Genomic DNA, 24,530 nt, shown 5'->3' on the forward strand with positions numbered 1-24,530 from the left:
GTCAGATCAACTAGTTGCTACCGCGCGGAGCTGCACGAGGAATTTAATCTTCCTGAACGTCGGTTCAGCTTCAACGCCCCTGGAACTGTGGCTTGCGCTTTTCCATGAAGGCTTGCCGGCCCTCGCGAAAGTCTGCGCTGTCCATACAGGCATTGCCGATCGCCTTGATCGCGTCCATGTCGCGCTGACTCTCATCCTTCAGCACCTGCGCGATGGTGATCTTGGCGGCCTTGATCGCGAGCGGGGCGTTCTGCGAGATCGTCTCGGCAATCGTCATGGTCTCGCCCCAGAGCTCGTCGACCGGGAACACGCGCTCGATAAGGCGAATGCGCAGCGCTTCGGCGGAATCGATGCGCATGCCCGTGTACATCAGAAGCCGCGCCCAGGACGGGCCGACCAGCGAAACCAGGCGCCGCAGGCCGTCAAAGCCATAGGCGATGCCGAGCTTGGCCGCGGGAATGCCGAACTGGCTGTCGTGCGCGGCGATGCGGATATCGGCGAGCATCGCGACCTGCATGCCGCCGCCGAGGCAAAAACCGTCGATGCAGGCAATCGTCGGCTTGGGATAGTCTGCGAGCAGTGCGCGCTGGGCGGCGCTGCGCCTGGCATATTCCTCGGACGCTGCCGCGTTGTGGCGGGTCTTCTCGAATTGGCTGATGTCGGCGCCGGAGACGAAGGCCTTACCGCCGGCTCCGCGCAGGACCACGACGCGCACCGTCTCGTCGTCGCGCAGGCTCGTCAAGGCCTCGCCAAATCCCTCCCACATCTCCAGCGACATCGCGTTGCGCTTGTCGGGATTGTTGAAGGTGATCACGCCGACGCCGTCGGTGGTGTGCTGGAGAATCTTGCCGTCCGCGTAGGGGGTACCGGTCGTGCTGAATATGTCGGACATCGCTTGCTCGCTCGTCATGTGCGAGGGGCAATGTGCTGCGCTGGCGCTTCCGGGGTCAACCGCGGCAGGGTGGGCGAGTCTGCATCCGCCTGTAGCGGGATTGCATGGCGGGTCGTCCCGAGTGTCGCGCGCGCAAAGAAAAGGGGCGGTCGTGCCGCCCCGCAAAGGCCGCGCGCAAGCGCGCGAGCCGGAATATGATCGTTCAATCCGGCCGCGTCCCCGCGACGCGGCGGATTGAAGATCGGCCGCAAAGGCCAGACCGTCGACCGGTCTCAGCTCTCGTTCGCCGCGATCGATTCCATCAGCGAGACCAACTGACGCTGCACGGTCTGGTCCTTGATCTTGCTGTAGGCGCGCAGCAGGCGGAGGCTGAAGGCCGAATCGAGGAACAGCAGGCTCTCGACTTCGCGCGCCTTGTTGTCACCGTCGTAGAAGAAGGTCACGGGCACGTCGAGGGCGGAAGCGATCTGCTGCAGACGAGCCGCGCCGACGCGATTGACGCCCTTCTCGTATTTCTGAACCTGCTGGAAGCTGACGCCAAGCTTCTCGCCGAGCTCGGCCTGCGAGATCTTCATCTCGACGCGCCGCAGACGAATCCGCTTGCCAAGCTCGATGTCCGGCTTGCCAGCACTGCGCTGCTTCATTCTTTTCGCCGCTGCTTTCATCTTCGTTTTCACCTTTGTTCTTCGGTTGAAAATCCCCCGAAGAGCTGGGTCAGGGGTTCGCCCATATACGAGTCCTTGAATTCATGCGGATGCACGAACTCTTCCTTAAACCACGGGAAGCGAGCCGGACTGAAAGCTTCGATCAGCCAATCAATCATGTGCCGCACACGCGGAATACGGCCGCTACCGGGATGGTAGGACAACCAGATATCCAGCGGTCGGTTCAACTCGACCTCCAGTGGAATCAACTTCCCGCCAAGCGCAATGGCGTAGCTCGGGAAGACGCCGATGCCGGCGCCATTCGCGACCGCCCAGTAGTTGGCGCTTGAGACGTTGGTCTTCATGACCAGAAGGTCACGTTCCGATACGCCCGGGAAGAAGCTCTCGAAGGATTCCTTGGCGGCAAGCTGGTCGGCGAATTGCAGCACCAGACGATGCTTGATCAATTCCGCCGCCGAGCGCGGCGCGCCATGCTTCTCGATGTATTTCTCGGAGGCCCAGAACATCAGATGCATGCGACCGAGCCGCACTAGCTTGATGTCGAGCGCCGAGGGACGCGACAGATGGATGGCGACGTCGGCTTCGTGGCGCGAGACGTCGGCCGAGCGCATCGCGCAATGCAGGTCGACCAGGATCTTCGGATAGGCCTGCTGGAATTCAACCAGGCGCGGGGCGAGCCAGAACGTGCCGAGCCCCTCAGTAACGGCGACTCGCACCTCGCCGGACAGGGCGTTGGCCATCGAATCGCTGGCGCGCAGCACGTCGAAGGTGGCGGCCTCCATGCGCTCGACGGCGGAGACCACCAGCGCGCCCTCATCGGTGAGATGGGTGCCATGGACGTCGCGGGTGAAGAGCGTGGTGCCGGTCTGGCGTTCGAAATCGTCGATTCGCCGGCGCACGGCGTTGATCGACAACGACAGGCGCTCGGCCGCCGATCGGAAACTCCCGCATCGGACGACTTCAAGGAATATGCGGGCGGCATCCCAATCAGAGAGGCCGCTGAGATTTGTCTTTGGGCGTTCCGCCACAGGAACGCCCCTTTCCGCCAAGGAGTGCATACAAGTCCCTTCGGTTAGCTAAACTGGCAGAATCTGGCGCAAACCACAACCACTGCGGGTTGGGGGATGATGAGTTTTGAACGTCATCCTTACTACCTCGTGGGTGGTATCTGAATGCTGCCAAGGGTTGGGAATCGGGCAGGCCATTGCCCGGATGAGGGGTGTGGCGTGAGTGCCGTTGCGAGCCGTGAAATGGCTGCGGGATTGCAGGCGCTGTCGGCAATGAGTGTGCTTGCGCGAAAGCCGGCGCCATCTCTCTCAATGGATCAATCACAGCGCGCGGGGCGTTTGCTCTCGGACCGCTTCGACCATGGCCAACGGCGCAGCGCGGCGATGTTAGCCGGAACCGCAGTTCCGCGGCAGAAACCCACTGAAATCAGGTTCAGAGGCGCTGTGGCCTCGTGCTATCCTCCGTATTCCATGGGGGCCGAAGGGGTCGTCACCAACACGTCTCGCAGGCCGAATTAACGGAAAGAACGCCGGTGTCGCATTCAGACGAACAGTTGCAGTCGGTGCTGGAAACGCTCGAGGGGTGCCGCAGGGTTCTCAACGCGTGCGACAGCCGTGAGTCGGCCGAGCTGCTGTCCATTGTCATCCTCGACGTCAGGATGAAACTCAAAGGAATTGACAGTGCCGATCTCAAGGCACTGTGCGACGAAATGCTGCGGAGCGCTGCGAGCGAGCCGCCATCCCCTTCCAAGCAGACGCAGGACCAGCCCCGGCGTCCGCTGCTCCGCGTGGTGAAGTAGCCGCGCCGCCGAATCTCGCTTTTTGGCGAGGTTTGTGCGCGTCCCGATGCCGCACCTGTGATCGCAGGCGGCATCGGGAGGAGCCCTGGTTTGATGCGCCTCTGTTGCGCATTCTCCGGCATCGGCTACACCAGAGCCGGTTCGGCTCCGGGCCGCGCGCATTCCCGGCGCGCCGCACCGGGGCCTGAGATGGCTCAGACGGCATCATGCAAAATGTTTCGATCCCGGCGGCGCTGATTGCAGGCCTCGTCAGCTTCCTTTCGCCTTGCGTCCTGCCCCTGGTCCCGCCCTATCTGATCTATCTTACGGGCGCCACGATCGAGCATGTCGAGAGCGACGAGCCGGGCTCGGCCTCCAAGCGCGCGATCATGATGTCGGCGCTCCTGTTCGTGCTCGGCTTCTCCACGGTGTTCGTCGCGCTCGGCGCCAGCGCCTCGCTGGTCGGTGGGCTGATCCGCGCCTGGTCGGCGGAGTTGTCGATCCTCGCCGGCATCGTCATCATCATCATGGGCCTGCACTTTCTCGGATTGACGCGCATCGGCCTGTTGATGCGCGAGGGACGGCTGCCGATCCCCAAACCGGTCGGCCTCTGGGGCGCCTACATCATGGGGCTCGCCTTCGCCTTCGGCTGGACGCCCTGTATCGGCCCGATCCTCGCCGCGATCCTTTCGATCGCCGCCGCTGAGGCTACGGTGACGAAGGGCGCGGGGCTGCTCGCGGTCTATTCGGCCGGTCTCGGCATTCCCTTCCTGATCGCCGCGCTGATGATCGAGCAGTTCTCGGCACTGTTCGCGCGGATGAAGGGACATCTCGTCAATGTCGAGCGCGCCATGGGCGTCCTGATGGTGATCACCGGCATCGGCTTTCTCACCGGCGCGGTCTCGAATGTGAGCATCTGGCTGCTGGAGACGTTCCCGGCGCTGCAGACCATCGGGTAGGGCTTGATCCGGAAAATGCCGGCGCGCTGATCGCGCCGGCGTCCCCGTGTGCAGTTGCTCAGGGTTTGAACACGTAGCCCGGCGAGATCGCCGCCGTCTCCGGGATCGGCGGCAGGTCGGTGAACAGTTCGGGACGATCCTTCATGACCTTGAGAATGTGCTTCGGCTCGATATGCGCATTGACGTCAAAGGTCGATTTGAGGATGCCGAGGCGGGAGAGCCGATCCTCGGCGCTCCACAGCGCACGGTAATTGTTCGCCGACAGCCGACGGTCCGCCTGCTGGATGTTGAACTGCATCGCAGCCTCGGCGACGTCCTGCTTGAGGCCCGGAATCCAGCGTGTGGCGACTTGCGCCGCCTGCTTCGGATTCTTGCGCATCCATTGATCGGCCTCGGAGACCGCGGCGAGGAATTTCTCGATGGTCTCGCCGTTGGCCTGCACCCAGGGACGAAGCGCGACGTTGAAGCCGATATAGGAGATCACGTCGCCGCCTCTGATGATCTCGACCGCGCCGGGCACATCCTTGCCTGCAACGATCGGCCAGGGATCCCAGCCCGAGAACGCGTCGATACCCTTGGCGAGCAGGGCGACGGTCATGTCCGGCGGCGGCGTGTTGACCAGCGTCACGTCATCGGGCTTCAGCCCGGCCTTCTCCAGCGTCGCCAGGATGTAGAGGTGATTGATCGTGCCGAAGGAGGCCGCGATCTTCTTGCCCTTGAGCGTCGACAGGTCACCCTTGACGATGCCTGAACCTTCACGCGCGATGATCGCCATGGTGGCATCGGAGCCGGCCTTGGTGGCGTTGCCGCTGTAATTGCCGAGTGCGACAAGATCCATGCCGCGCAGCACGGCGCCGATCATGGGCACGCCGACCTGCACGATCTCGCTCTCGCCGGCTTGCAGTGCGTTCAGCGCGTCGACGCCGGTCGCGTAGGGGCGTGCGATCGTGACATCGAGCCCGTACTTCTCGAAGAAGCCGCGCTCGAGTGCGATCGGCAGGCCGATCTGGTCGATGCCGGTGACCATGCCGGCCTTCAATTTCGTCGGGGTCTGGGCGCTCGCCGGCACCATGCCGGCCAAGAGCGCGATTCCGAGCAGCAAGAGTCGTTTCATATTCTCAGCCTCCCTCTTTTATCGGCCCCACCGCCGTCACCCAATAGGGGCGGGCGACGGCATTGAGGTCCGTTCGTTTGACGCCGCGTAGTTCGATCGAATGCTCGTCCGTTCCCGAGACGCGTCCATATTGCTGGAATGCGAGCACGTGGAAGCGCTCCGGCGTGAACGGCAGCTCGATCTGCACGTTCACTTTTTCCGATGTGCCCGTGAGCTCCGGCGAGATCTTTCCCGGCGCGGCAACCGTCAACCAGAGTTGAAACAGCGCCCATGCGGCAATGGCGCCGAGCACGATGCGGCTCTTGGGCGAGCGCAGGACGTCGGAGGCGATGCTCATGCCGCGCGCACCATCTGGAGCACCCGCGCCGAGAGCTGCTTGAAGTGGTCGTCCTTGACGAGGTCGTCCCAGACGCGAGGCCGCGGCAGGTCCACCGCGATCTCGTCGAGCACGCGTCCCTTCGACAGCACGACCACGCGGTTGGCGAGAAACACCGCTTCGGGCACGTCATGGGTGATGAAGATCACCGTCGGCTTGCGCTCCTGCCAGATCCGGGTCAGCTCCTCCTGGAGCGTCATGCGCGTCTGCGCGTCGACGCTGGCGAACGGCTCGTCCATCAGCAGGACGTCGGGATTGTTGGCGAGTGCGCGCACCACGCCGACGCGCTGCTGCATGCCGCCGGAGAGCTCGTTTGGATAGCGGAGCGCCGCGTGCGACAGCCCTGCGAGCGCGAGATATTCGCGCGCGATGCGGTCGCGCTCGGCCTTCGGCACGCCGCGCATCTTCGGGCCGAAGCCGACATTGTCGAGCACCGTCTTCCAGGGAAACAGCGCGAACGACTGGAACACGACGCCACGCTCGGGGCCGGGCCCGTGCACCGGCTTTCCGTCGAGCAGGATGTCCCCCTTCGAATAGGGGATGAAGCCGGCGATCATGTTGAGGATTGTCGTCTTGCCGCAGCCGGACGGGCCGACCACGGAGATGAACTCGCCGGGCTCGACGTCCAGCGAGACGTCGTGAACGGCGGTGACATGCGCGCCTGCGTAAGGATCGAAATAGGTCTTGCCGAGATTGCGCAGCGAAAGCGTCTTCATGATGTCACCAATCCCCAGCGTTGGCCGGTCACGCGCTCGAGCGGCGCGAGGACCCAGGCGTCCACGATGTACCAGAGCAATCCGAGAATGATCATGCCGAGCAGAATCTCCACGGTAGAGCCGGCGCGGCGGGCATCGAACATCATGAAGCCGATGCCCGATGTGCCGACGATCATCTCGACCGCGATCAGCGCGCGCCAGCCATAACCGAGGCCGTTGCGCAGGCCCGTGATGATGTTGGGCAGCGCCCCCGGCAGCGTCACCTCCCAGAGCACCCGCGCGCGCGAGGCACCGAGGCTGAGGGCGGCGCGCGCGAGGTCGCGCGGCACGGATTCAACCCCGAGCACGGTGTTGAGCACGACCGGGAACAGCACGGTGTAGACGATGACGAAAGTCATCGTCGTCAGTCCGAAGCCGAACCAGATCAAGAGGATCGGCAGCCAGGCAATGTCGCCGATGGCCTGGAAGAACAGCAGCACCGGCCAGCAGATCCGGTGTGCCCAGCGGCTCGTGCCGATCAGGATGCCCAAGGGAATGCCGAGCGCCATGCCGACGGCGGCGCCGGTTGCGAGCCGGATCAGGCTGTCCTGAAGATAGTCGGGCAGGATCCCCTTGTAGGTGAGCGTGAAGAACGCGCGCAGCACATCGGCGGGGCCGGGGAAGAACGCTCGCGGAAACACCCCGGCCTCGCTGACGGCGGTCCACAGCGCGAGCACCGGGATGAAGGGAATGATGGCCGCGATCCCCGGCCAGCGCCGGGTCAGGCGGGTATAGCCGCCCCAGATTTGCAGCAGCAGGTTCATGCGCGCCTCACCAAGCCCCAGCGTTCGATGGTCGCGCGTTCCAGCGGGACCAGCAGCAGACGGTCGATCAATAGCCAGAGCACGCCGATCACGATCATGCCGAACACGATCACTTCGGTGCGGTAGAAATCGCGTGCGACGAACAGCATGTAGCCGAGCCCGACATTGGTCGCGATCATCTCGGCGGCGATCAGCCCGCGCCAGGCAAAGCCCAGGCCGGTGCGGATGCCAGTGACGATGTTGGGCAGCGCGCCCGGCAGCAATACTTCGGTCAGCAGCGCCCAGCGGCCGGCGCCGAGCGAGGCGGCAGCATTGCGCAGCGTGTGCGGAATGGTCCTGACGCCGAGCAGGGTGTTGTAGGCGACGACGAAGAACACGGCGTTGAAGATCACGAAGACGATCGCGCCGAAGCCGTAGCCGAACCATAAGGTCGCGATCGGGATCCAGGCGATGCCGGCGAGCACCGAGAAGAAGCGGAACAGCGGCGTGAGAAAGGCCGCCACCGTCGGGCTCACGCCCATGGCGATACCGAGCGGCACGGCGGTGGCGATGCCGATCAGCGTGCCGAGGCCGACGCGCAAAAGGCTGGCGCCGACATGGGCGAACAGCGTGCCGTCGCGGATCGACTCCATGGCGGCCGCGCCGACCGCACCGACCGATGGAAACACGCGCGGATTGACGTTGAACAGCGGGACGACGATCGCCCAGATCGCCACCAGCGCAAGCAGCGGCGCGACGAACATCGCAGCGCCCGCCAGCGAATTGACGCTGCGGATCAATCGCGACGATCGACCTTTCAGACTGCCCGTCACCTGCATTTGACCTCCCTGACGCTCAGCTATGCCTGTGCCGGCATTTCACGCTGATCATTCCTGACATCGTCACCGTGTCTCGCGCGATCGCGGCCGCCCGTCGGTTGCCACGACCGCGATCCCGGGCGGAGCGTGGATGTGGGGCGAGCCCTTCCTGTCACGGTCCACGACGTTTCCTCCTGCTCTTGACGCTCGACGTCCTGGCCGCGCGCACGGCTGACCCGTTGCGAGTTGCCGCGGCGATGACCGTCTTCCGGTTCGAGAGCTTCAATCGGGTATAGCCGAGCAGGAGTTCCATCGCGGCGCGCGCCTTCTCGGGGTTGGCGCTCTCGATAGCCCGCGCTGCCGCCACGTGGTTCGGCAAATTATCCTTGAACCAGCCCCCGGGGCTTCCGACGGCGACGGTGAAGACGGTGCTCAGGATGGTGTCGATCGCGCTGCGAAAGCCCTGCAACACCGGGTTATGGGTCGCATCCAGGATGGCAAGATGAAAGGCCTTGTCGGCTGCGAGGGCGCTGGCCTGGTCCTTTGCGGTCTGCATCGCGGCCAAGGCCGTATCGATCCGCCAGCGATCGTTCCTCGTCGCGCGTTCGGCCGCAAGCGCTGCGGCTGCAGGCTCGATGATCGAGCGCACCTCCTGGATTGCCAGCAGGAGGTCGCGATCCGGTTCGTCCTGGCCGACGAGCCAGCTCAGCACGTCGCGATCGAGCAGGCTCCATTCGTGGCGCGGCAGCACTTGCGTGCCGTGTCGCGGTCGCACGCTGACGAGGCCCTTCGCGGCGAGCGTCTTGATCGCCTCGCGCACCACGCCGCGCCCGACGCCGAAACGGGCTTCGAGTTCCGGCTCCGGCGGCAGGGTCGTGCCGACGGGGATGAGATCCTGGGCGATCTCGCGGCCGAGCGTCGTCAGCACGGCGCGGATGCGGCCGGGCTTGATCAGTTTTTCGGCTGGGCTCGGCCGCGCTCTTGCCACCGGTTTGTTTCTCCCCGCCGGCCTGTCGCGGCCGGTTCATTTGTATTGGCCGCCCGCCGGCAGCTTCACAATCATCCGATGTTTAACATCGGATGATTGCTTGGGGCGAGCGCAATTGTCGCAGGAAGGCTGTATTGCGCTGCGATATGGCGTCAGGCCCGGAGCGGCTACCGCGCCTCGTCCAGCGTACAGACCACCGTGCAGACCACGCCGCGCGGCAGGAAGTCGACGGTGGCCTCGCCGCCGAGCTGGTCGCGTGCGCTGCGCTCGATCAGGCGCGAGCCGAAGCCGCGCTGTACCGGCGCGGTCACCGGCGGTCCGCCGATCTCGGTCCAGATCAGGCGCAGCCGCGGTTTCGGAGCATCGGCGATGATCTCCCAGTCCAGCGTCACCCGGCCGGTCTCGTTGCACAGCGCGCCATATTTCGCGGCGTTGGTGGCGATCTCGTGCACGATCATCGACAGCACCACGGCGAGCCGCGGCGACAGCGGCACCGCGGGTCCGGCCATGCGGATGCGGTCAGGACTGTTCATCAGGAACGGCTGAAGCGCACGGGCGATCACCTCCCGCAGCTCGGAGCCCGCCCATTTCTCCTGGCTCAGCAGATTATGCGCTTCGGCCAGTGCGCCGAGCCGTCCCTCGAATTTCGTCCGCTCGTCCCGGCTGGCGCTGCGGAAGGTCTGCACCGCGATCGCCTGCATCAAGGCCAGCGTGTTCTTGACGCGATGGTTGAGCTCGTCGATCAGGAGATTGTGCAGCATCTCGCCGCGCGCGATCGTGGTTGCCATCCTGACCGCGAAGGTCAGGCCGGTCAGCAGCAGGATGCCGCCGATCAGGCTGGTGATCGCGATGTTGCGCCAGAGCGGCGCGATCAGGGAGCTTTCGTCGACGCCGGCGGCGATCGTCCAGCCCGTCAGCCGCGATCGTGTGTAGGCCGCGGCCAGAGCGATGCCGTCGAGCGACACCGTCGGGAGCGATGCCTCGCTGCGGCGGAACATCTCGGCATAGAGCGAGGGCGAGGCGCGTTTGCCGAAGGTCTCGCTGGGGTTCGGCGCGCGTGCAAACACGATGCCCTTGGTGTCGAGCAGAGTCACCGTCCAGAGCCGGTCGGGCCGCTGCTTCTCCACCAGTTCCTGAAAGATGCTGATCGGTGGGCTGAAGCAGAGGTCGTAGATCACCTCGCCGTCGCGGAACACCGGAACCTCGACGGTGAGCACCTGCCGCCCGTTGATCGCGCCGGTGAACAGGTCGGAATATTGCGGCGACCTGGTCGCAAAGACCTTTTCGATGATCTCGAGATGGCCGCGTGGCGGCAGGCTTGCGGTGTCTTCCGTTGCGGAGGAAAACAGCAGCCGGCCCTTGCGATCGGAGATCAGCACCAGCCCGCCCTTGCCATATTGGTCGAGGAAGCCGAGCGCGATGCGGCGGAAGTTCTGGAAGTCGTCGTTACGAAGCGAATTCGTCAGTGCAAGCACTTGCAAGCCGCCGGTCATCCGCTGCACCTCGGAGTCGAGCACGAGGCGCATGCTGCGCACGTTCTCCAGCACTCGGCGGGTCGCGTCGCTTCGATCCTGCTTGTAATTGTAGAACACAATGCCAACCGCAAAGACGATCAGCGGCAACATCGTTCCCGTCACCAGAAGAGCGAGCCGGACCGGCAGGGTGAGCTTTGACAAACGCGGGCGTCCCGGTTCCGGCGCAGCAGCGCCGGATTATGATTTTGGGCAGACCATACGTGCGGGACTTGCGCGGCGCCATGTTTTTCGCAGATGGCGAGCGGTTCGGAAACGAGATGTTGCAGCGCAGTCCGGGATGTCCGCGCCTGCAGCGTTGATGCTTACTGCATTGTCCCTGCCGGCGTTCGCAGCCGACGAGTTCTACGTCGTGCAGGACGTCAAGACGAAGAAGTGCACCGTCGTCGACAAGAAGCCGACGGACACGACGATGACCGTCGTCAGCCCGTCGGGCACGATCTACAAATCGCGGACCGGCGGCATGAAGACCGTGAAGGTCTGCACGTCAAACTGAGGAGCAAACTGAGGAGGATGACAAATGCCGGTATTGATCTTGTGGGCCGTGCCGGCCGTGCTGGTGATCGGCGGTGGCATCTATCTGATCGGGCATATGCACTAAGCCAGCAGTAACGGGCGAGCTGGTCCATGCGTGCAGCGCACAGGTCCGCTCGTAGTCCGCCTCCTGCGAGAGTGCGACTGCGCCCATACGGACTGGCCGCGCCGGCAGGAGCGCGAGTTGCAGTGCAGCAGGTGCGCCGGGCGTAACCCTGCGACGAAGAGTACCTCCAGCGCACGCGAAATGACTTCCGTCCGGCCGACGTTTTTCATACGCTTGCATTTCGCAAGCCGCATACCGGCTGCGCTCACGGCCCGGCTACAGGGCCGGAGCATCAAAGGGAGGGGAGACGATGAAGCGAAGGTCATTTCTCGCTGGTATCGGTGCGACCACTGCGGCGGCCACGATTGGGATGCCGTCGATCCTCAGGGCGCAAGCGTCGATCTCGCTGAACGGCGCGGTCCAGTTCAACGACGACCACGCCTTCAACCGGGCACTGCTCCGGTTCGAGGAGCTGGTGAAGAAGTACTACGGCAAGCCCGTCAACTTCACCCTGCACAGGAACTCCTCGCTCGGCCTCGAGAAGCAGTATTTCGAGTACATGTCGCAGGGCAAGGCGGTCGATTACGGCATCGTCTCGCCGGCTCACATGTCGACCTTCGCCAAGGCCGCCCCCTTCATCGACGCGCCCTTCGTGTTCAAGGGCATCGAGCACATGAACAAGGTCGTCGAAGCCAATATCCTGGCGCCGATCGCCGACGAGGTCGCGGCGAAGGCCGAGGTCGTCCTGATCGGCTATTCCGGCGGCGGCATCCGCAACATCTTCGCCAACAAGCCACTCAAGAATCTCGCCGATCTCAAGGGACTCAAGGTTCGCGTGCAGGGCGCGCCGATCTGGTCGAAGACCTTTGCGGCGGTCGGCATGAGCCCGACGGTGATCGCCTATAACGAGATCTACAACGCGATCCAGAACGGCGTGATATCGGCCGGCGAAAACGAGGCGGCCGGCGTCGAGGCGATGAAGTTCTACGAAGTCGCTCCGCATCTCAACCTGACCCAGCACGCCGTGTCGATCCGGCCGATCTGCTTCTCGGTGAAGACGCTGAAGACCCTGCCGAAGGAGCTGCAGGACGCGATCATGAAGGCCGGCAAGGAGGCCGGCGACTACGGCCGTCAGCTCGAGTCGAGCGAAGAGGTCGTCAAGCTCGACACGCTCGAGAAGGCCGGCAAGCTCAAGCGCGTTCCCTTTGAGGAGCGGGACGCCATGAAGAAGCTTGCCGACCCCGTGATGGCCACCTACGCCAAGGAAATCGGTGCGGAGGGCATTTTCGAGAAGATCAACGTCGTCTGAGGTCTTTGCGTCCGCCGACAGCACGTCCGGGCAAGCCCCGCTTCTTGCCCGGAGCTGGCGGATGAGCTGCTGCACGGAGCCCCAATGTCTGAAATGCCCGTCCCGTCCACACCGTCGCTGTGGCGCCGCGTATCGGCGGCCTATGCGAAGCTGCTGGAATTCCTGCTGGCCGCCTGTGTCGGCGTCCTGGTTGTTCCGGTCACGCTGCAAATCATCTCACGCTACACGCCCTTCATTCCATCCTACATCTGGACGGAGGAGATGGCGCGCTTCCTGTTCGTCTGGACGATCATGATCGGCGCCATGGTCGGCGTGCGCGAAGCGCAGCATTTCGAGGTCGATGTGTGGCCTGACCTGTCGCGGCGGTCGGAGGCCGCGGTGCGAATCCTCGCGCGGCTCGGCATACTGGCGCTGGCGCTGGTGTTCGTATCGGCCGGCCTCGAGTTCACCCGCTTTGCCTGGAACAGGACTTCAGAGCTGGCCGATCTGCCGCTTTGGCTGATTCACGTCGCCTGGCCTGTGACCGGCGTGACGTGGATCGTCTTTGCGGGTGAACAGATCATCGATGAAATGCGCATTCTGGTTGGGGCAGGGCGATGAGCGGCAATGTACTCTCCGCCGGACAGGCCGCGATGGTGCTGTTCGGGGTTTTCATCGGCCTGCTCATCGTGCGCGTGCCGGTCGCCTTCGCGCTCGGCCTTGCCTGCGTGCCGATTCTGCTGATCGAGCCTCATCTCTCGATGATGATGCTCGCGCAGGAAACCTTCAACGCCTACAATTCATTCATCCTGCTCGCGGTGCCGTTCTTCCTGCTGACGGCCAACCTGATGAGCATCGGCGGCATCACCGATCGCCTGGTGGCGCTGTCGCGCTCGATGGTCGGGCACTGGCCCGGATCGCTGGCGCAGATCAATGTCGTGCTGTCGGTATTCTTTGCCGGCATCTCGGGCTCCTCCACCGCTGATGCAGCGAGCCAGTCAAAGATATTCATCGATGCACAGACCAAGGAGGGCTACGATCTCTCGTTCTCGATTGCAATAACTGCGGTGTCGGCGGTCCTGGCCGTCATCATCCCGCCGTCGATCCTCATGATCGTGTGGGGCGGGCTGATCTCGACCTCGATTGCGGCGATGTATCTGGCCGGCATCGTGCCGGGTTTGCTGATCGCGGGCGCGCAGATGGCGACGGTGCACGTCTATGCAGTGCGCCGCGGCTACCCGACCTATCCGAAGGCAAGCTGGGTCGAGATGCGATGCGCCATCTGGAAGTCAATTCCGGCGCTGATGACGCCCTTCATCATCGTTGGGGGCATTCTGCTCGGCTGGTTCACCGCAACCGAGTCCGCCTGCGTCGCGGTGCTATATTCCGTCGCGCTGTCGGCGTTCTTCTATCGAGAGACAGGCATACGGGAATTGTACAAGGCCCTGCTCGACACCGGGCGCCTTGCCGGCGTGGCTCTGTTCTGCGTCGGCACCGCAAGTGCGTTCGGCTGGCTGCTCGCCTACTACAAGATCCCTCAGGAGCTGCTGGCCAACGTCTCGACATGGGGCATGGGCACTGTCTCAGCCGGCTTCTTCATCGCCTTCTGCTTTCTGGTGGTGGGCTGCTTCCTCGACGCCATCCCGGCGATAGTCATCGTCGGCACCGTGCTGGAACCACTGGCCAGGTCCGTCGATCTCCATCCGGTCCAGTTCGCGATCATTTCCATCGTGTCGCTGGCGTTCGGACTGGTGACGCCGCCCTACGGCCTGTGTCTGATGATCGCCTGTTCGATCGCCGGCGTGCGGCTGCGCTATGCTCTGAAGGACACGGTGATCATGCTGATCCCGATGCTGCTCGTGCTCGCGGCCGTCATCGTCTGGCCAAGCGTGTCGCTGTTCCTGCCGCGCCTGATCGTGCCGGAGATGCTCAAATGAGCGTCTGATGGCGCGATCCCGCGGCGGTGGGCTGCGGGATCGGCTGGATTGGTTACAGATTGCTCTCGGTGATCGCGGCGTAGACCATGCTGCGCAGCTCGCGCCGGATCGGGTAGGCGCTCGACGGCAGCACCTGCGTCATGAAGATCGCGATCAGCTCTTCGGCCGGATCGATCCAGAACGAGGTCGTGGCCGCGCCGCCCCAATTGTATTCGCCGGGGCTGCCGGCGATCAGCGTCTCTGCGGGGCGCATGGTCACCGCGAAGCCGAGACCGAAGCCGATGCCGTTATAGGCGGCCTCGGAGAACAGCGAGCGCGACACTTCGGGCAGGGCGCGGCCGCCCGGAATGTGGTTGCTGGTCATCAGGGCCAGCGTTTTCGGTCCGATCAGCCTGATACCGCCGAGCTCGCCGCCGTTGAGCAGTGCGCGGCAGAAGGTGAGATAGTCTGCGACCGTCGAGCAGAGGCCGCCGCCGCCGGAGATGAAGGAGGGCGGGGTGAGGAACGAGCTCGTTGTCGGATCGTCCTGAAGTGTCAGGCCTTCGCGGCGCTGGCCGGCATGGAAGGTCATGCCGCCACCGGGATCTGCGGAATAGCAGGCCGCGAACCGATGCGCCTTGGAGGCCGGCACGTGGAAGTCGGTGTCGGTCATGCCGAGCGGGTCGAGGATGCGTTGCTTCAGGAATTGCTCGAAGGGGATTCCCGAGATCTTGCCGACGAGATAGCCGAGCACGTCGGTTGCGACCGAGTAGTTCCAGGCCTCGCCCGGCGAGAATTCCAGCGGGATCTTGGCCAGAGCCTCGATCATGGTCTGGAGCGTGCCCGACTTCTCGACCTCGCCGATCTTTTCAGTGCGGTAGGCGGCATCGACATTGGAGCGTTGCTGGAAGCCGTAGGTGAGGCCGGACGTGTGGCGCAGGAGGTCGACGATCAGCATCGGCCGGGACGGCGGCCGGGTCAGAAAGGCCGGCGAGTTGCCGGCGATGAACACGCCGAGATCCTTCCATTCCGGAATGTACTTGGCGACGGGCTCGTCGATCGCGACCAGGCCTTCCTCGACCAGCATCATGAAGGCGACGCTGGTGAGCGGCTTGGTCATGGAATAGATGCGGTAGATGGTGTCGTCCTTGACCGACAGCTTGCGTTCGACGTCGGCAAAGCCTTGAACCGAGCTGTGCGCGACCTTGCCGCGGCGGTAGACGAGAAGATGCGTGCCGGGGAAGCGGCCGGCATCGATGTACCGTTTCCTCAGATGCGCATCGATGCGGTCGAGCGCGGCCTTGGACATGCCGACGGATTCGGGCGAGGCGGGGGTGGGGGCGAGCATCAGTTCCTCCGGGCAGTTTTGTCGGTCCGTTGATAGCCAAATGACGGCCCCATTCCAAGCCGCTCGCGCTTAACGCGAGCGGGCCGACTGGTGTAGGCTGGCCCCTGGAACGCCTCCAAGCCCCCCGGGGCCAATGAGAAAACGCAGGGCAAACCATCATGACCCAGTTCAACGAGACTGATCTCACCCAGGCCGTCGTGAAGAGCTTCGACAGCACGCCCAATCCGCGCGCCAAATTCCTGCTCCAGGAACTGGTGAAGTCGCTGCACGATTACGTGAGCAAGACGGGTCTCACCTTCGAGGAATGGGACTACGCCATCGATTTCCTGACCCGCACCGGTCAGAAATGCACCGACACCCGCCAGGAGTTCATCCTGCTGTCCGACGTGCTCGGTGTCTCCATGCTGGTCGACGCGGTCAACCATCGCGACCGCGACGGCGCCACCCAGACCACGGTGCTCGGCCCGTTCTATGTCGGCGAGCACAAGGTGACCGCGCATGGCACCGACATCTCGCCGAACAATCAAACCGGCGAGCGGATGTTCGTGCAGAGCCGCGTCACCGACCTCCAGGGCAAGCCGCTGGCCAATGTCCCCGTCGACGTCTGGCATGCCGATGATGACGGCTTCTACGATTCCCAGAAGCCGAACTATGACGAGGTCGGCGCTTCGGCGCGGGCGCGCTTCATCACCGATAACGACGGCCGCTTCTTCTTCCGTACCATTTTGCCATGCAGCTATCCGATCCCGACCGACGGCCCGGTCGGCGAGATGATCGTGCAGACCAAGCGTCATCCGATGCGCCCGGCGCATGTGCACTTCCTGGTCAACGCGAGGGGATACGAGCCCCTGATCACGCACGTCTTCATGGACGGCGACAAATATCTGGATTCCGACGTGGTGTTCGGGGTCAAGGATGATCTCGTCGCCAAGGTCGAGCCGCGCAACGATCCCGCGATGCCTGACGGCTCCAAGGCGAACGGTCAGTGGCATCTGATGACCTACGAATTCCACCTCAAGCCCGGCGGCGGCATGGCGCCGACGCCGCTTGGGGTGAAGGCTGTGGAGCGGGCCTGATGGCCCGCCGGAATGCCGGGGCAGTCCGGGCGCGTACAAGTTGGGCCATCCACGCAAGTCGTCAACCTACCAGCGATTAAACCTACACTTGGTCGACTGATCCCGATTCACCAACCCAAGTCTACCTAGGTATGGTCACTTCATACCTGCGCGCGATGGCGCCGACCAAGTGCTTGGTGTTACCGATGCATCCAGAGTGGAAAGCAACGGAACCGGCCCTGTGAGCCGGCAGTTGCGGGACAAGGCCGGCGGCGTAGCGCCCGCCGGCCCTTCTCCCGAACTAGCGGGCGCTTTGCCGCTCAACTGATGCTTATTGCCATGGTTGGTGCAGAGAGTACGCCATGAGAAACATCGCCGATCTCTTGATGCGGTTCTGGCAGGGAAGCCGACCCGCGTCCAATACTCAGATTGCGGCTATGGCTGAAAGCCAAGATCGATCCAGCATGGCTGATTTTGTCAGGATCCTGCAGGCCTACGATCAAGCCCCGTAGGGCCGACTGCGTCAGTCCGTGATACGGATGTCAGAGCAAGTCAAGACGCCGCCTCACCGCTAGACGGGCCCGTCAGCAACGGGCAGCTTGAAGTCTCCGAATTCGGCCGGTGTGCGCACAATGCGTTGCGATCACCGGTCAGGGTTTGGGACCCATTCCTCCGCGGTTGCGTCCCAATGATGGGTGTCGTCGAAGTGTTTCCAGAGTGGCCGCCTCGACTTACTTTCACCGGTCTGTCGGTTTGCATTCGGTGCGCGGAGTTGGACGACGAGCGCCCCAGCCTTCATCACCCATTCGCGAGCGTTATATCGGGAGTTCCATCTGATTGCCGCGAGCATTGGATGCCTCCTTCAAAGTAAGAAGCCTTCGCCACTTTAGCCCGAGCCAAGACCCCAAGGATGTAAACCACTTCACAGTTGGTCAACATCTTCGGCATGGGTCACGTTGCCGCGCGATCAAAAGGCACGCGGCGAAACGCAGCATTGTGCTTGCGCGCGAAGGCGCGTCCTTTCTGAGAAAGTGTAGTCTATCGCTGATGGGCGGCGCTCGATAGAGGCCAGCGCATGCTTGAGCTTTGGAACAGCTGGTACGACACCCTTGCCTCGGTGGAGGCGCTCGCCACGGTCATCATCATTGTCCTAGTGGCTGCAGGCGCTATTACGCTGGCAGATAGTCGGCGCCGATGAACGCGTCCGACAAAAGATTGATCCAGGGGAGACCTCGATAGAATTTCCCCATGACCGCCAGAAGCTGACGCTTCGGCCCTAGCGGGCGTGCAGCAGCGCCAGCAGCACGACGACGGCGCAGGCGAGTGCCGCGGAGGTCAGCTTCCAGAACATCAGCGGGCTGCGCTCCAATAGCGGCGTGATCCGCGTGTCCAGATAGGCTGGATTGGGCGTGCGAAGCTCGAAGACGAATTCGGACAGGTCCTCGTGCCGCTTGTAGGGATCGGGATGCAGCGCGCGGCGGAGCGCGCCGTCGATCCAGGCCGGCACATTGCGGTCGTCGTCTGCGGAGCGATATTTGAGCCTCCGCACGTCCGCCTTGCGCCGGATCCTGGCAATCTGGGCGCCGTAGGGAAGCTTTCCGGTCAGCATCTGGTAGCAGATCACCGCAAGCGAAAACATGTCGGAGCGCGGTGAGCCGCCTTGCCCGAGAAAATACTCCGGCGCCGTATACTGGACCGTGCCCAGGATTTCGTCGGCCTCGTCCCGTGGCGCAGCCTCCGCGACGCCCGCAACCCTGACCGATCCGAAGTCGATGATCTTCGCGGTGCCGGTCCGGTCGATCAGGATGTTTTCGGGCCTGAGATCCTGATGCAGCATCTCCATGCGGTGGAAGGCGCGCAGGCCCGCGGCGATCTGCTCAACGATGCCACGCACGGTTTCGAGATCGGGGCGCGGATTGTCGGTCATCCACTGCTTCAGGGTCTGCCCCTCGACGAATTCGGTCGCGACATAGAGATAATTGCGGCGCCGCGACTGCGACAGCGGCTTCAGCACGTGAGGGCTGTCGATCCGGCGCGCGATCCACTCCTCCATCAGGAAGCGCTTGAGATAGGCGGCGTTGTCGCGCAAATCGACCGACGGCAGCTTGAGCGCGACCGGCTCCTCGGTCTCGGCATCGACGGCGAGATAGATGTGGCTGCGGCTGCTGCCGTGGATCTCGCGGACGATGCGGTAGCCGTCGAACATCGCGCGCGGCTCCGGCAGCGGAGGCAGCGGCAATTGTGACGTCTGATTGAAGATGCCGGCCGGCTCGCGCTGCGGCACCGCGTCGATGCGGATAATCTGGACGGTGATGTTGTCGTCGCTGCCGCGCCGGTAGGCTTCCTCGACGATCGCCCTTGCCGCACCGTCGAGTTCGCCTGCGTGCTCGTTCAGCGCGCTCGTGATGAAGCGCGCGTCGACGAATTCGTAGGCGCCGTCGGTCGCCAGCAGGAACGTGTCGCCGGCCTCGACCTCGAACGCCAGGTAGTCGATCTCGAGCTGCGGATTGATGCCGAGCGCGCGGCCGAGATAGGTCTGCTCCGATGACACGATGATGCGGTGATCGTCGGTCAGCTGCTCGAGCGCCTTGCCGGCGACGCGGTAGATGCGGCAGTCGCCGACATGGAAGATGTGCGCGGTGGTCGCCTTGATGACCATGGCGCTGAGGGTGCAGACATAGCCCTTGTCGCGGTCATAGGCATATTGGCTCTTGCGCGTCTGCGCATGCAGCCAGGAATTGGTGGCGTCCAGCACGCGGCGGGCGGAGGTCTTCACCGTCCAGGATTCCGACGTGCAGTAATAGTCCATCAGGAAGCTCTTGACCGCCGACTCGCTGGCGATCTGGCTCACGCTGCTAGAGGAGATGCCGTCGGCGAGGACCGCCGAGATGCCCTTCAGGCCGAGCAGCGGCTCCTCTGGAATGAGGACGCCGTGAAAGTCCTGGTTGACGGGCTTGCGGCCCTTGTCGGAGTGCTGGCCGACCGAAATCAGGAGTCCGCGGGTCATCGTCATCACCAGGAGAGGGGAGCCTCACCCTGCTCGGGCGAGGCTCCCCTGTCGAGACGTATTCGATCAGGCGGCGACGCGGGGCTTTGCAGCCTTGTCGACCTGGCGCTTCGGCAGGGTCATGACGTGCGTGGCGTAGAGGGTCATGCCGGTGAAGGCGAGGCCGCCGACGAGGTTGCCGAGCACGGTCGGGATCTCGTTCCAGATCAGATAGTCGAGGATCGAGAACTTCGCGCCGAGCAGCAGGCCGGACGGGAACAGGAACATGTTCACGACGGAATGCTCGAACACCATGTAGAAGAACACCAGGATCGGCATCCACATCGCGATGACCTTGCCGGGGACCGAGGTCGAGATCATGGCGCCGACGACGCCGGTCGAGACCATCCAGTTGCAGAGCATGCCGCGCAGGAACAGCGTCGCCATGCCGGCCGCACCGTGCGCGGCGTAGCCGAGCGTCCGGCTTTCGCCGATGATTCCGATGGCGGTCCCGACCTTGTCCGGCGGCTGCGTGAAGCCGAAGGTGGTGACGAAGGCCATCATGAAGGCGACCGTGAACGCGCCGGCGAAATTACCGATGAACACGAGGCCCCAGTTGCGCAGCACGCCGCCGATCGTGACGCCAGGACGCTTGTCGATCAGGGCAAGCGGCGAGAGCACGAACACGCCGGTCAGGAGGTCGAAGCCGAGGAGGTACAGCATGACGAAGCCGACCGGAAACAAGAGCGCGCCGACCAGCGGCTGACCCGTGTTGACGTTGATCGTGACGGCGAACCATGCGGCGAGCGTGAGGATGGCGCCGGCCATGTAGGCGCGGATGATGGTATCCCGGGTGGACATGAAGATCTTGGACTCGCCCGCATCCACCATCTTGGTGACGAATTCCGAAGGCGCGAGATACGACATCAATGGTTCCTTTTGCTTCGTAAGAGAGGTCGACGCGCACCTGGCGAGAGCGCGGCTGAACATCTTTGGCCGTGCGGGCTGGCTTGCCACGCACGAGCGGTATGGAGAGTTGGAAGCCGTGAGAATCGCGTCACGAGGACTGAGCCGGTGAGGGCCGCGAAGCAGTGAGCTTCCGGGATGCAGCCGCCAGAGGCTGCAACAATGCGGCGAGCCGCAGTCTTCGTTGACGGCCCAGGAAATGCAAGTCGCGTGCCGTTCGGGCCAACGAGAAAGATCAAGCAATCTCAATACGATGTGTTGCTGCTTGGTTGGCTGCCGACATGCCCTCGAGCCTTTTGCCTGGGCTGCTGCACAAGTTTTGTGCGACGCACAAGGATTGAGCAGGTCGCAAATTTCGCGTGCGGAGCGGGGGTGCGGCAGTCTGGCGCGGTCACCGTAACCCCTTCATTGTCCGCCATTTTTGGCGATGAAGGGCTTGGCATGAAGCTTGAATAGTTCCGTGCCGACGCCATTGAAGCCGTCCCGCGAGACTTCTCATCCGACTTGCCGACGCCACCAGACGGGGGTCTCCCCCGTCGTGCGTTCGCATGCGCCAAAGACGGCGCCGCCGGACGGACGGGCTGCTCGTGTGCACTGACGCCATCAATTCTGCAACGACGCAAAGGACGACATATGACCAAGCGCACCCGCAGGCCCTCGGACAATGGGCTCAGCCGCCGCCAATTGTTGAAGGCCGCAGGCTCTACCGCCGCACTTCTCGCCGCCGCCAAACTGAATTTTCCCGCCGGCGCCTTCGCGCAGGACGCTGGCCCCGAGGTCAAGGGCGCCAAGCTCGGCTTCATCGCGCTCTCCGATGCCGGCCCGCTCTTCGTCGCCAAGGACAAGGGTCTGTTCGCCAAATACGGCATGCCCGACGTCGACGTGCAGAAGCAGGCCTCTTGGGGCACCACGCGCGACAATCTCGTGCTCGGCTCCGAGGGCAACGGCATCGACGGCGCGCATATCCTCACCCCGATGCCGTATCTGATCTCGGCCGGTAAGGTGACGCAGAACAACCAGCCGACGCCGATGTACATCCTGGCCCGGCTCAATCTCGATGCGCAGTGCATCTCGGTCGCAAAGGAATATGCCGACCTCAAGGTCGGCGTCGATGCCTCGCTGCTGAAGGCGGCGTTCGAGAAGAAGAAGGCCGAGGGCAAGTCGGCCAAGGTCGCGATGACCTTTCCCGGCGGCACGCATGACCTCTGGGTTCGCTACTGGCTCGCCGCCGGCGGCATCGATCCGGACAAGGATGTCGAGACCATCACCGTGCCGCCTCCGCAGATGGTGGCCAACATGAAGGTCGGCACCATGGATGCGTTCTGTGTCGGCGAGCCCTGGCCGGGGCAGCTGGTGCACCAGGGCATCGGCTATACCGCCGTCAACACCGGCGAGATATGGAGCAAGCATCCCGAAAAGTCACTCGGCATGCGCGCGGCCTGGGTCGACAAGAACCCGAAGGCTGCGAAAGCGATCCTGATGGCGGTGATGGAAGCCCAGCAATGGGCCGACAAGATGGAGAACAAGGAGGAGCTCGCCACCATCATGGCCAAGCGCCAGTGGATCAACTGCCCGGTCGAGGACATCGCCGATCGCGCCAAGGGCAAGTTCGATTACGGCCTTTCCGGCAAGGTGGTCGAGAACTCGCCGCACATCATGAAGTACTGGCGCGACCATGCCTCCTATCCATTCCAGAGCCACGACCTCTGGTTCATGACGGAGGACATTCGCTGGGGCAAATACGAGGCCGGCTTCGACAGCAAGGCGCTCATCGCCAAGGTCAACCGCGAGGACATGTGGAAGGATGCGGCCAAGACACTCGGCGTCGCGAGCTCCGACATCCCGACATCCACCTCGCGCGGCAAGGAGACCTTCTTCGACGGCAAGGTGTTCGATCCCGAAAATCCGGCAGCCTATCTGAAGTCGCTCGCGATCAAGCGCGTCGAAGTCTGATGGAGCCAGCGGCCGCCCATGGGCGGCCGCATCGTCCTTTGCAGCCGGAGAGATATTGCGATGAATATGCCTGCCACGAAGATTGAGGTCGAGACCGCGTCGCCTGCGGCCGTTGCCGCACCGGTCGTCGCGCTGACACCGAAGCGCCCGCCGCGCGCTGAAGCCTATGCGCGGATGGCGCGAGAAACTGCCGTGCGCGTGATCCCGCCGCTGGTCGTGATCGCGCTTTTGACGCTGGTGTGGGAGCTGGTCTGCCGTCGCGCCGGCTCGGCGCTGCCGCCGCCGTCACGTGTGTTCAAGGACACGAAGGAGCTGATCCTCGATCCGTTCTTCGACCATGGCGGCATCGACAAGGGCCTGTTCTGGCATCTGTCCGCCAGTCTCCAGCGCGTCGCCTTCGGCTATTCGCTCTCGGCGATCGCCGGCATCGCGCTCGGCGTGCTGGTGGGGCAGTCGGTCTGGGCGATGCGCGGGCTCGATCCGCTGTTTCAGGTGCTCCGCACCATTCCGCCGCTGGCCTGGCTGCCGCTCTCGCTCGCGGCGTTCCGCGACGGCCAGCCCTCGGCGATCTTCGTCATCTTCATCACCTCGATCTGGCCGATCATCATCAACACCGCGGTCGGCATCCGCAACATCCCGCAGGATTATCGCAACGTCGCGGCGGTGGTGCAGCTCAACCCGCTCGAGTTCTTCGCCAAGATCATGATCCCGGCGGCGGCGCCTTACATCTTCACGGGCCTTCGCATCGGCATCGGGCTGTCCTGGCTCGCCATCATCGCCGCGGAAATGCTGATCGGCGGCGTCGGCATTGGCTTCTTCATCTGGGACGCATGGAACTCCTCGCATATCAGCGAGATCATCCTGGCGCTGTTCTATGTCGGCATCGTCGGCTTCGTGCTGGATCGCGTGATCGCCGGCCTCGGCAAGGTCGTCACCCGCGGCACCGCGCTGAACTGAGGGAGAAGAGCACATGACCGCCTATCTGAAGCTCGACCACATCGACAAGGTCTTTACCCGCGGTGCCGCCACCACGGAGGTGCTGAAGGAGATCAATCTCACGATCGAGAAGGGTCAATACGTCTCGATCATCGGCCATTCCGGCTGCGGCAAGTCGACCTTGCTCAACATCATCGCGGGGTTGACCAACGCCACCACCGGCGGCGTGCTGCTGGAAAACCGCGAGGTCAACTCGCCGGGGCCGGACCGCGCTGTCGTGTTCCAGAACCACAGCCTGTTGCCGTGGCTCACCGTCTACGAGAACGTGAGGCTCGGCGTCGACAAGGTCTTTGCCAGGACCAAGTCCCGCGCCGAGCGCGACGCCTGGGTCATGCACAATCTCAACCTCGTGCAGATGGCCCACGCCAGGGACAAGCGCCCGTCCGAAATCTCCGGCGGCATGAAACAGCGCGTCGGCATTGCGCGGGCGCTGGCGATGGAGCCGAAGGTGCTGCTGCTGGATGAGCCGTTCGGCGCGCTCGACGCGCTGACCCGCGCTCACTTGCAGGACTCGGTGATGGCGCTGCATCAGAAGCTCGGCAACACCATTTTAATGATCACTCACGACGTCGACGAGGCCGTGCTGCTGTCCGACCGCATCGTGATGATGACCAATGGGCCGAGCGCGCGGATCGGCGAGGTGCTGGAGGTGCCGCTGGTGCGCCCGCGCAAGCGGCTCGAGCTGGCCACCAACACCACCTATCTGAAGTGCCGCCAGCGCGTGCTCGAATTCCTCTACGAGCGTCATCGCTTCGTCGAGGCCGCGTAAACCAAAGGTTACTGGCAGAAGATCTGCGCCTAAATAATCGACATC

At 63.7% G+C, this 24,530-nt stretch carries 24 protein-coding genes; 11 read left to right on the forward strand and 13 right to left on the reverse strand.

Going from position 1 to position 24,530, the window contains the following annotated elements:
* Positions 1-70 precede the first annotated feature (70 nt).
* From XI03_RS14285 to XI03_RS14295, 3 genes are all read right to left on the reverse strand, one after another.
* The gene (locus XI03_RS14285; RefSeq protein ID WP_271592479.1) at positions 71-892 is read right to left on the reverse strand and encodes an enoyl-CoA hydratase; all 822 of its coding nucleotides are present in this window, start codon (positions 890-892) and stop codon (positions 71-73) included.
* 272 nt (positions 893-1,164) lie between these two features.
* Positions 1,165-1,536, reverse strand: coding sequence for a helix-turn-helix domain-containing protein (locus XI03_RS14290; RefSeq protein WP_020608151.1), 372 nt, complete (start codon positions 1,534-1,536; stop codon positions 1,165-1,167).
* Between the two features lie 29 nt (positions 1,537-1,565).
* On the reverse strand, positions 1,566-2,615 hold the full coding sequence (locus XI03_RS14295; protein WP_194406905.1) for a LysR family transcriptional regulator: 1,050 nt from the start codon (positions 2,613-2,615) through the stop codon (positions 1,566-1,568).
* Between the two features lie 482 nt (positions 2,616-3,097).
* On the opposite strand from XI03_RS14295, the gene XI03_RS14300 reads away from it, so the two are divergent.
* Both XI03_RS14300 and XI03_RS14305 read left to right on the forward strand, forming a co-directional pair.
* Positions 3,098-3,364: a hypothetical protein gene (locus XI03_RS14300; protein WP_028143063.1), complete on the forward strand. Its 267-nt coding sequence runs from the start codon at positions 3,098-3,100 to the stop codon at positions 3,362-3,364.
* 206 nt (positions 3,365-3,570) lie between these two features.
* Positions 3,571-4,302, forward strand: coding sequence for a cytochrome c biogenesis CcdA family protein (locus tag XI03_RS14305; protein WP_038947000.1), 732 nt, complete (start codon positions 3,571-3,573; stop codon positions 4,300-4,302).
* Positions 4,303-4,360: 58 nt separating this feature from the next.
* On the opposite strand, the gene XI03_RS14310 is transcribed toward XI03_RS14305, so the two are convergent.
* The 7 genes from XI03_RS14310 to XI03_RS14340 all read right to left on the reverse strand — a co-directional run bounded on the left by XI03_RS14310 (position 4,361) and on the right by XI03_RS14340 (position 10,721).
* Positions 4,361-5,416: an ABC transporter substrate-binding protein gene (locus tag XI03_RS14310; RefSeq protein ID WP_028143061.1), complete on the reverse strand. Its 1,056-nt coding sequence runs from the start codon at positions 5,414-5,416 to the stop codon at positions 4,361-4,363.
* A 4-nt stretch (positions 5,417-5,420) separates the two neighbouring features.
* The gene (locus XI03_RS14315) at positions 5,421-5,753 is read right to left on the reverse strand and encodes a hypothetical protein (protein ID WP_271592480.1); all 333 of its coding nucleotides are present in this window, start codon (positions 5,751-5,753) and stop codon (positions 5,421-5,423) included.
* Positions 5,750-6,508, reverse strand: a complete 759-nt coding sequence (locus tag XI03_RS14320) for an ABC transporter ATP-binding protein (protein WP_271592481.1) — start codon at positions 6,506-6,508, stop codon at positions 5,750-5,752. Before XI03_RS14320 ends, XI03_RS14315 begins: the two co-directional genes overlap by 4 nt.
* Complete coding sequence (locus XI03_RS14325) at positions 6,505-7,311, reverse strand: ABC transporter permease (RefSeq protein WP_095426387.1); 807 nt, start codon at positions 7,309-7,311, stop codon at positions 6,505-6,507. The genes XI03_RS14320 and XI03_RS14325 overlap by 4 nt, the downstream gene beginning before the upstream one ends.
* Positions 7,308-8,129 (reverse strand): ABC transporter permease, encoded by an 822-nt coding sequence (locus XI03_RS14330; RefSeq protein WP_038947001.1) that lies wholly within the window; start codon positions 8,127-8,129, stop codon positions 7,308-7,310. Before XI03_RS14330 ends, XI03_RS14325 begins: the two co-directional genes overlap by 4 nt.
* Positions 8,130-8,280: 151 nt before the next feature.
* Complete coding sequence (locus XI03_RS14335; RefSeq protein WP_271592482.1) at positions 8,281-9,096, reverse strand: FadR/GntR family transcriptional regulator; 816 nt, start codon at positions 9,094-9,096, stop codon at positions 8,281-8,283.
* Between the two features lie 167 nt (positions 9,097-9,263).
* A complete protein-coding gene (locus XI03_RS14340) occupies positions 9,264-10,721 on the reverse strand; it encodes a sensor histidine kinase (protein ID WP_271592492.1) in 1,458 nt (485 codons plus the stop codon).
* A 187-nt stretch (positions 10,722-10,908) separates the two neighbouring features.
* Here XI03_RS14340 and XI03_RS14345 point away from each other — a divergent pair, with 187 nt between their 5' ends.
* The 4 genes from XI03_RS14345 (at position 10,909) to XI03_RS14360 (ending at position 14,433) form a co-directional block, all read left to right on the forward strand.
* The gene (locus tag XI03_RS14345) at positions 10,909-11,124 is read left to right on the forward strand and encodes a hypothetical protein (RefSeq protein ID WP_038971847.1); all 216 of its coding nucleotides are present in this window, start codon (positions 10,909-10,911) and stop codon (positions 11,122-11,124) included.
* Between the two features lie 394 nt (positions 11,125-11,518).
* The gene (locus XI03_RS14350) at positions 11,519-12,517 is read left to right on the forward strand and encodes a TRAP transporter substrate-binding protein (protein WP_271592483.1); all 999 of its coding nucleotides are present in this window, start codon (positions 11,519-11,521) and stop codon (positions 12,515-12,517) included.
* Positions 12,518-12,601: 84 nt separating this feature from the next.
* Positions 12,602-13,117, forward strand: a complete 516-nt coding sequence (locus tag XI03_RS14355; RefSeq protein ID WP_212476142.1) for a TRAP transporter small permease — start codon at positions 12,602-12,604, stop codon at positions 13,115-13,117.
* Entirely contained in the window at positions 13,114-14,433 is a 1,320-nt protein-coding gene (locus XI03_RS14360) for a TRAP transporter large permease (protein ID WP_038947006.1), read from the forward strand. Before XI03_RS14355 ends, XI03_RS14360 begins: the two co-directional genes overlap by 4 nt.
* A gap of 52 nt (positions 14,434-14,485) precedes the next feature.
* Here the strand turns inward: XI03_RS14360 and XI03_RS14365 are convergent, their stop codons facing one another.
* Positions 14,486-15,760: a serine hydrolase domain-containing protein gene (locus tag XI03_RS14365; RefSeq protein WP_152103315.1), complete on the reverse strand. Its 1,275-nt coding sequence runs from the start codon at positions 15,758-15,760 to the stop codon at positions 14,486-14,488.
* A 158-nt stretch (positions 15,761-15,918) separates the two neighbouring features.
* Here XI03_RS14365 and XI03_RS14370 point away from each other — a divergent pair, with 158 nt between their 5' ends.
* Entirely contained in the window at positions 15,919-16,836 is a 918-nt protein-coding gene (locus XI03_RS14370; protein WP_028143051.1) for a dioxygenase family protein, read from the forward strand.
* 341 nt (positions 16,837-17,177) lie between these two features.
* Positions 17,178-17,327 carry a hypothetical protein gene (locus tag XI03_RS14375; RefSeq protein ID WP_168772738.1) on the forward strand — a complete coding sequence of 50 codons (150 nt, stop codon included), beginning with the start codon at positions 17,178-17,180 and terminating at the stop codon, positions 17,325-17,327.
* Positions 17,328-18,091: 764 nt separating this feature from the next.
* Here the strand turns inward: XI03_RS14375 and XI03_RS14380 are convergent.
* On the reverse strand, positions 18,092-19,828 hold the full coding sequence (locus XI03_RS14380) for a bifunctional protein-serine/threonine kinase/phosphatase (protein WP_271592493.1): 1,737 nt from the start codon (positions 19,826-19,828) through the stop codon (positions 18,092-18,094).
* Positions 19,829-19,888: 60 nt separating this feature from the next.
* The gene (locus XI03_RS14385) at positions 19,889-20,728 is read right to left on the reverse strand and encodes a formate/nitrite transporter family protein (RefSeq protein ID WP_028144315.1); all 840 of its coding nucleotides are present in this window, start codon (positions 20,726-20,728) and stop codon (positions 19,889-19,891) included.
* Between the two features lie 672 nt (positions 20,729-21,400).
* On the opposite strand from XI03_RS14385, the gene XI03_RS14390 reads away from it, so the two are divergent.
* From XI03_RS14390 to XI03_RS14400, 3 genes are read left to right on the forward strand one after another with little or no spacing between them, the layout of a single operon-like run.
* Positions 21,401-22,720, forward strand: a complete 1,320-nt coding sequence (locus XI03_RS14390) for a CmpA/NrtA family ABC transporter substrate-binding protein (protein WP_095426383.1) — start codon at positions 21,401-21,403, stop codon at positions 22,718-22,720.
* Between the two features lie 60 nt (positions 22,721-22,780).
* Positions 22,781-23,677, forward strand: a complete 897-nt coding sequence (gene ntrB / locus XI03_RS14395) for a nitrate ABC transporter permease (protein ID WP_271592484.1) — start codon at positions 22,781-22,783, stop codon at positions 23,675-23,677.
* Between the two features lie 13 nt (positions 23,678-23,690).
* Positions 23,691-24,485, forward strand: coding sequence for an ABC transporter ATP-binding protein (locus XI03_RS14400; protein ID WP_212247949.1), 795 nt, complete (start codon positions 23,691-23,693; stop codon positions 24,483-24,485).
* Positions 24,486-24,530 lie beyond the last annotated feature (45 nt).

The organism is Bradyrhizobium sp. CCBAU 65884 (genome assembly GCF_028128835.1).
Classification (GTDB): Bacteria; Pseudomonadota; Alphaproteobacteria; order Rhizobiales; family Xanthobacteraceae; genus Bradyrhizobium; species Bradyrhizobium ottawaense.

What these genes read in the sequence shown, in the direction of transcription:
- XI03_RS14390 (WP_095426383.1), top strand. Translation starts at nt 21,401, where the DNA reads ATGACCAAGCGCACCCGCAGGCCCTCGGACAATGGGCTCAGCCGCCGC.
- XI03_RS14305 (WP_038947000.1), top strand. Translation starts at nt 3,571, where the DNA reads ATGCAAAATGTTTCGATCCCGGCGGCGCTGATTGCAGGCCTCGTCAGC.
- XI03_RS14350 (WP_271592483.1), top strand. Translation starts at nt 11,519, where the DNA reads ATGAAGCGAAGGTCATTTCTCGCTGGTATCGGTGCGACCACTGCGGCG.
- XI03_RS14375 (WP_168772738.1), top strand. Translation starts at nt 17,178, where the DNA reads ATGAGAAACATCGCCGATCTCTTGATGCGGTTCTGGCAGGGAAGCCGA.
- XI03_RS14360 (WP_038947006.1), top strand. Translation starts at nt 13,114, where the DNA reads ATGAGCGGCAATGTACTCTCCGCCGGACAGGCCGCGATGGTGCTGTTC.
- XI03_RS14380 (WP_271592493.1), bottom strand. Translation starts at nt 19,828, where the DNA reads ATGACGATGACCCGCGGACTCCTGATTTCGGTCGGCCAGCACTCCGAC.
- XI03_RS14285 (WP_271592479.1), bottom strand. Translation starts at nt 892, where the DNA reads ATGTCCGACATATTCAGCACGACCGGTACCCCCTACGCGGACGGCAAG.
- XI03_RS14330 (WP_038947001.1), bottom strand. Translation starts at nt 8,129, where the DNA reads ATGCAGGTGACGGGCAGTCTGAAAGGTCGATCGTCGCGATTGATCCGC.
- XI03_RS14345 (WP_038971847.1), top strand. Translation starts at nt 10,909, where the DNA reads ATGTCCGCGCCTGCAGCGTTGATGCTTACTGCATTGTCCCTGCCGGCG.
- ntrB (WP_271592484.1), top strand. Translation starts at nt 22,781, where the DNA reads ATGAATATGCCTGCCACGAAGATTGAGGTCGAGACCGCGTCGCCTGCG.
- XI03_RS14385 (WP_028144315.1), bottom strand. Translation starts at nt 20,728, where the DNA reads ATGTCGTATCTCGCGCCTTCGGAATTCGTCACCAAGATGGTGGATGCG.
- XI03_RS14325 (WP_095426387.1), bottom strand. Translation starts at nt 7,311, where the DNA reads ATGAACCTGCTGCTGCAAATCTGGGGCGGCTATACCCGCCTGACCCGG.
- XI03_RS14340 (WP_271592492.1), bottom strand. Translation starts at nt 10,721, where the DNA reads ATGTTGCCGCTGATCGTCTTTGCGGTTGGCATTGTGTTCTACAATTAC.
- XI03_RS14400 (WP_212247949.1), top strand. Translation starts at nt 23,691, where the DNA reads ATGACCGCCTATCTGAAGCTCGACCACATCGACAAGGTCTTTACCCGC.
- XI03_RS14370 (WP_028143051.1), top strand. Translation starts at nt 15,919, where the DNA reads ATGACCCAGTTCAACGAGACTGATCTCACCCAGGCCGTCGTGAAGAGC.
- XI03_RS14295 (WP_194406905.1), bottom strand. Translation starts at nt 2,615, where the DNA reads ATGCACTCCTTGGCGGAAAGGGGCGTTCCTGTGGCGGAACGCCCAAAG.
- XI03_RS14290 (WP_020608151.1), bottom strand. Translation starts at nt 1,536, where the DNA reads ATGAAGCAGCGCAGTGCTGGCAAGCCGGACATCGAGCTTGGCAAGCGG.
- XI03_RS14320 (WP_271592481.1), bottom strand. Translation starts at nt 6,508, where the DNA reads ATGAAGACGCTTTCGCTGCGCAATCTCGGCAAGACCTATTTCGATCCT.
- XI03_RS14310 (WP_028143061.1), bottom strand. Translation starts at nt 5,416, where the DNA reads ATGAAACGACTCTTGCTGCTCGGAATCGCGCTCTTGGCCGGCATGGTG.
- XI03_RS14315 (WP_271592480.1), bottom strand. Translation starts at nt 5,753, where the DNA reads ATGAGCATCGCCTCCGACGTCCTGCGCTCGCCCAAGAGCCGCATCGTG.
- XI03_RS14355 (WP_212476142.1), top strand. Translation starts at nt 12,602, where the DNA reads ATGTCTGAAATGCCCGTCCCGTCCACACCGTCGCTGTGGCGCCGCGTA.
- XI03_RS14365 (WP_152103315.1), bottom strand. Translation starts at nt 15,760, where the DNA reads ATGCTCGCCCCCACCCCCGCCTCGCCCGAATCCGTCGGCATGTCCAAG.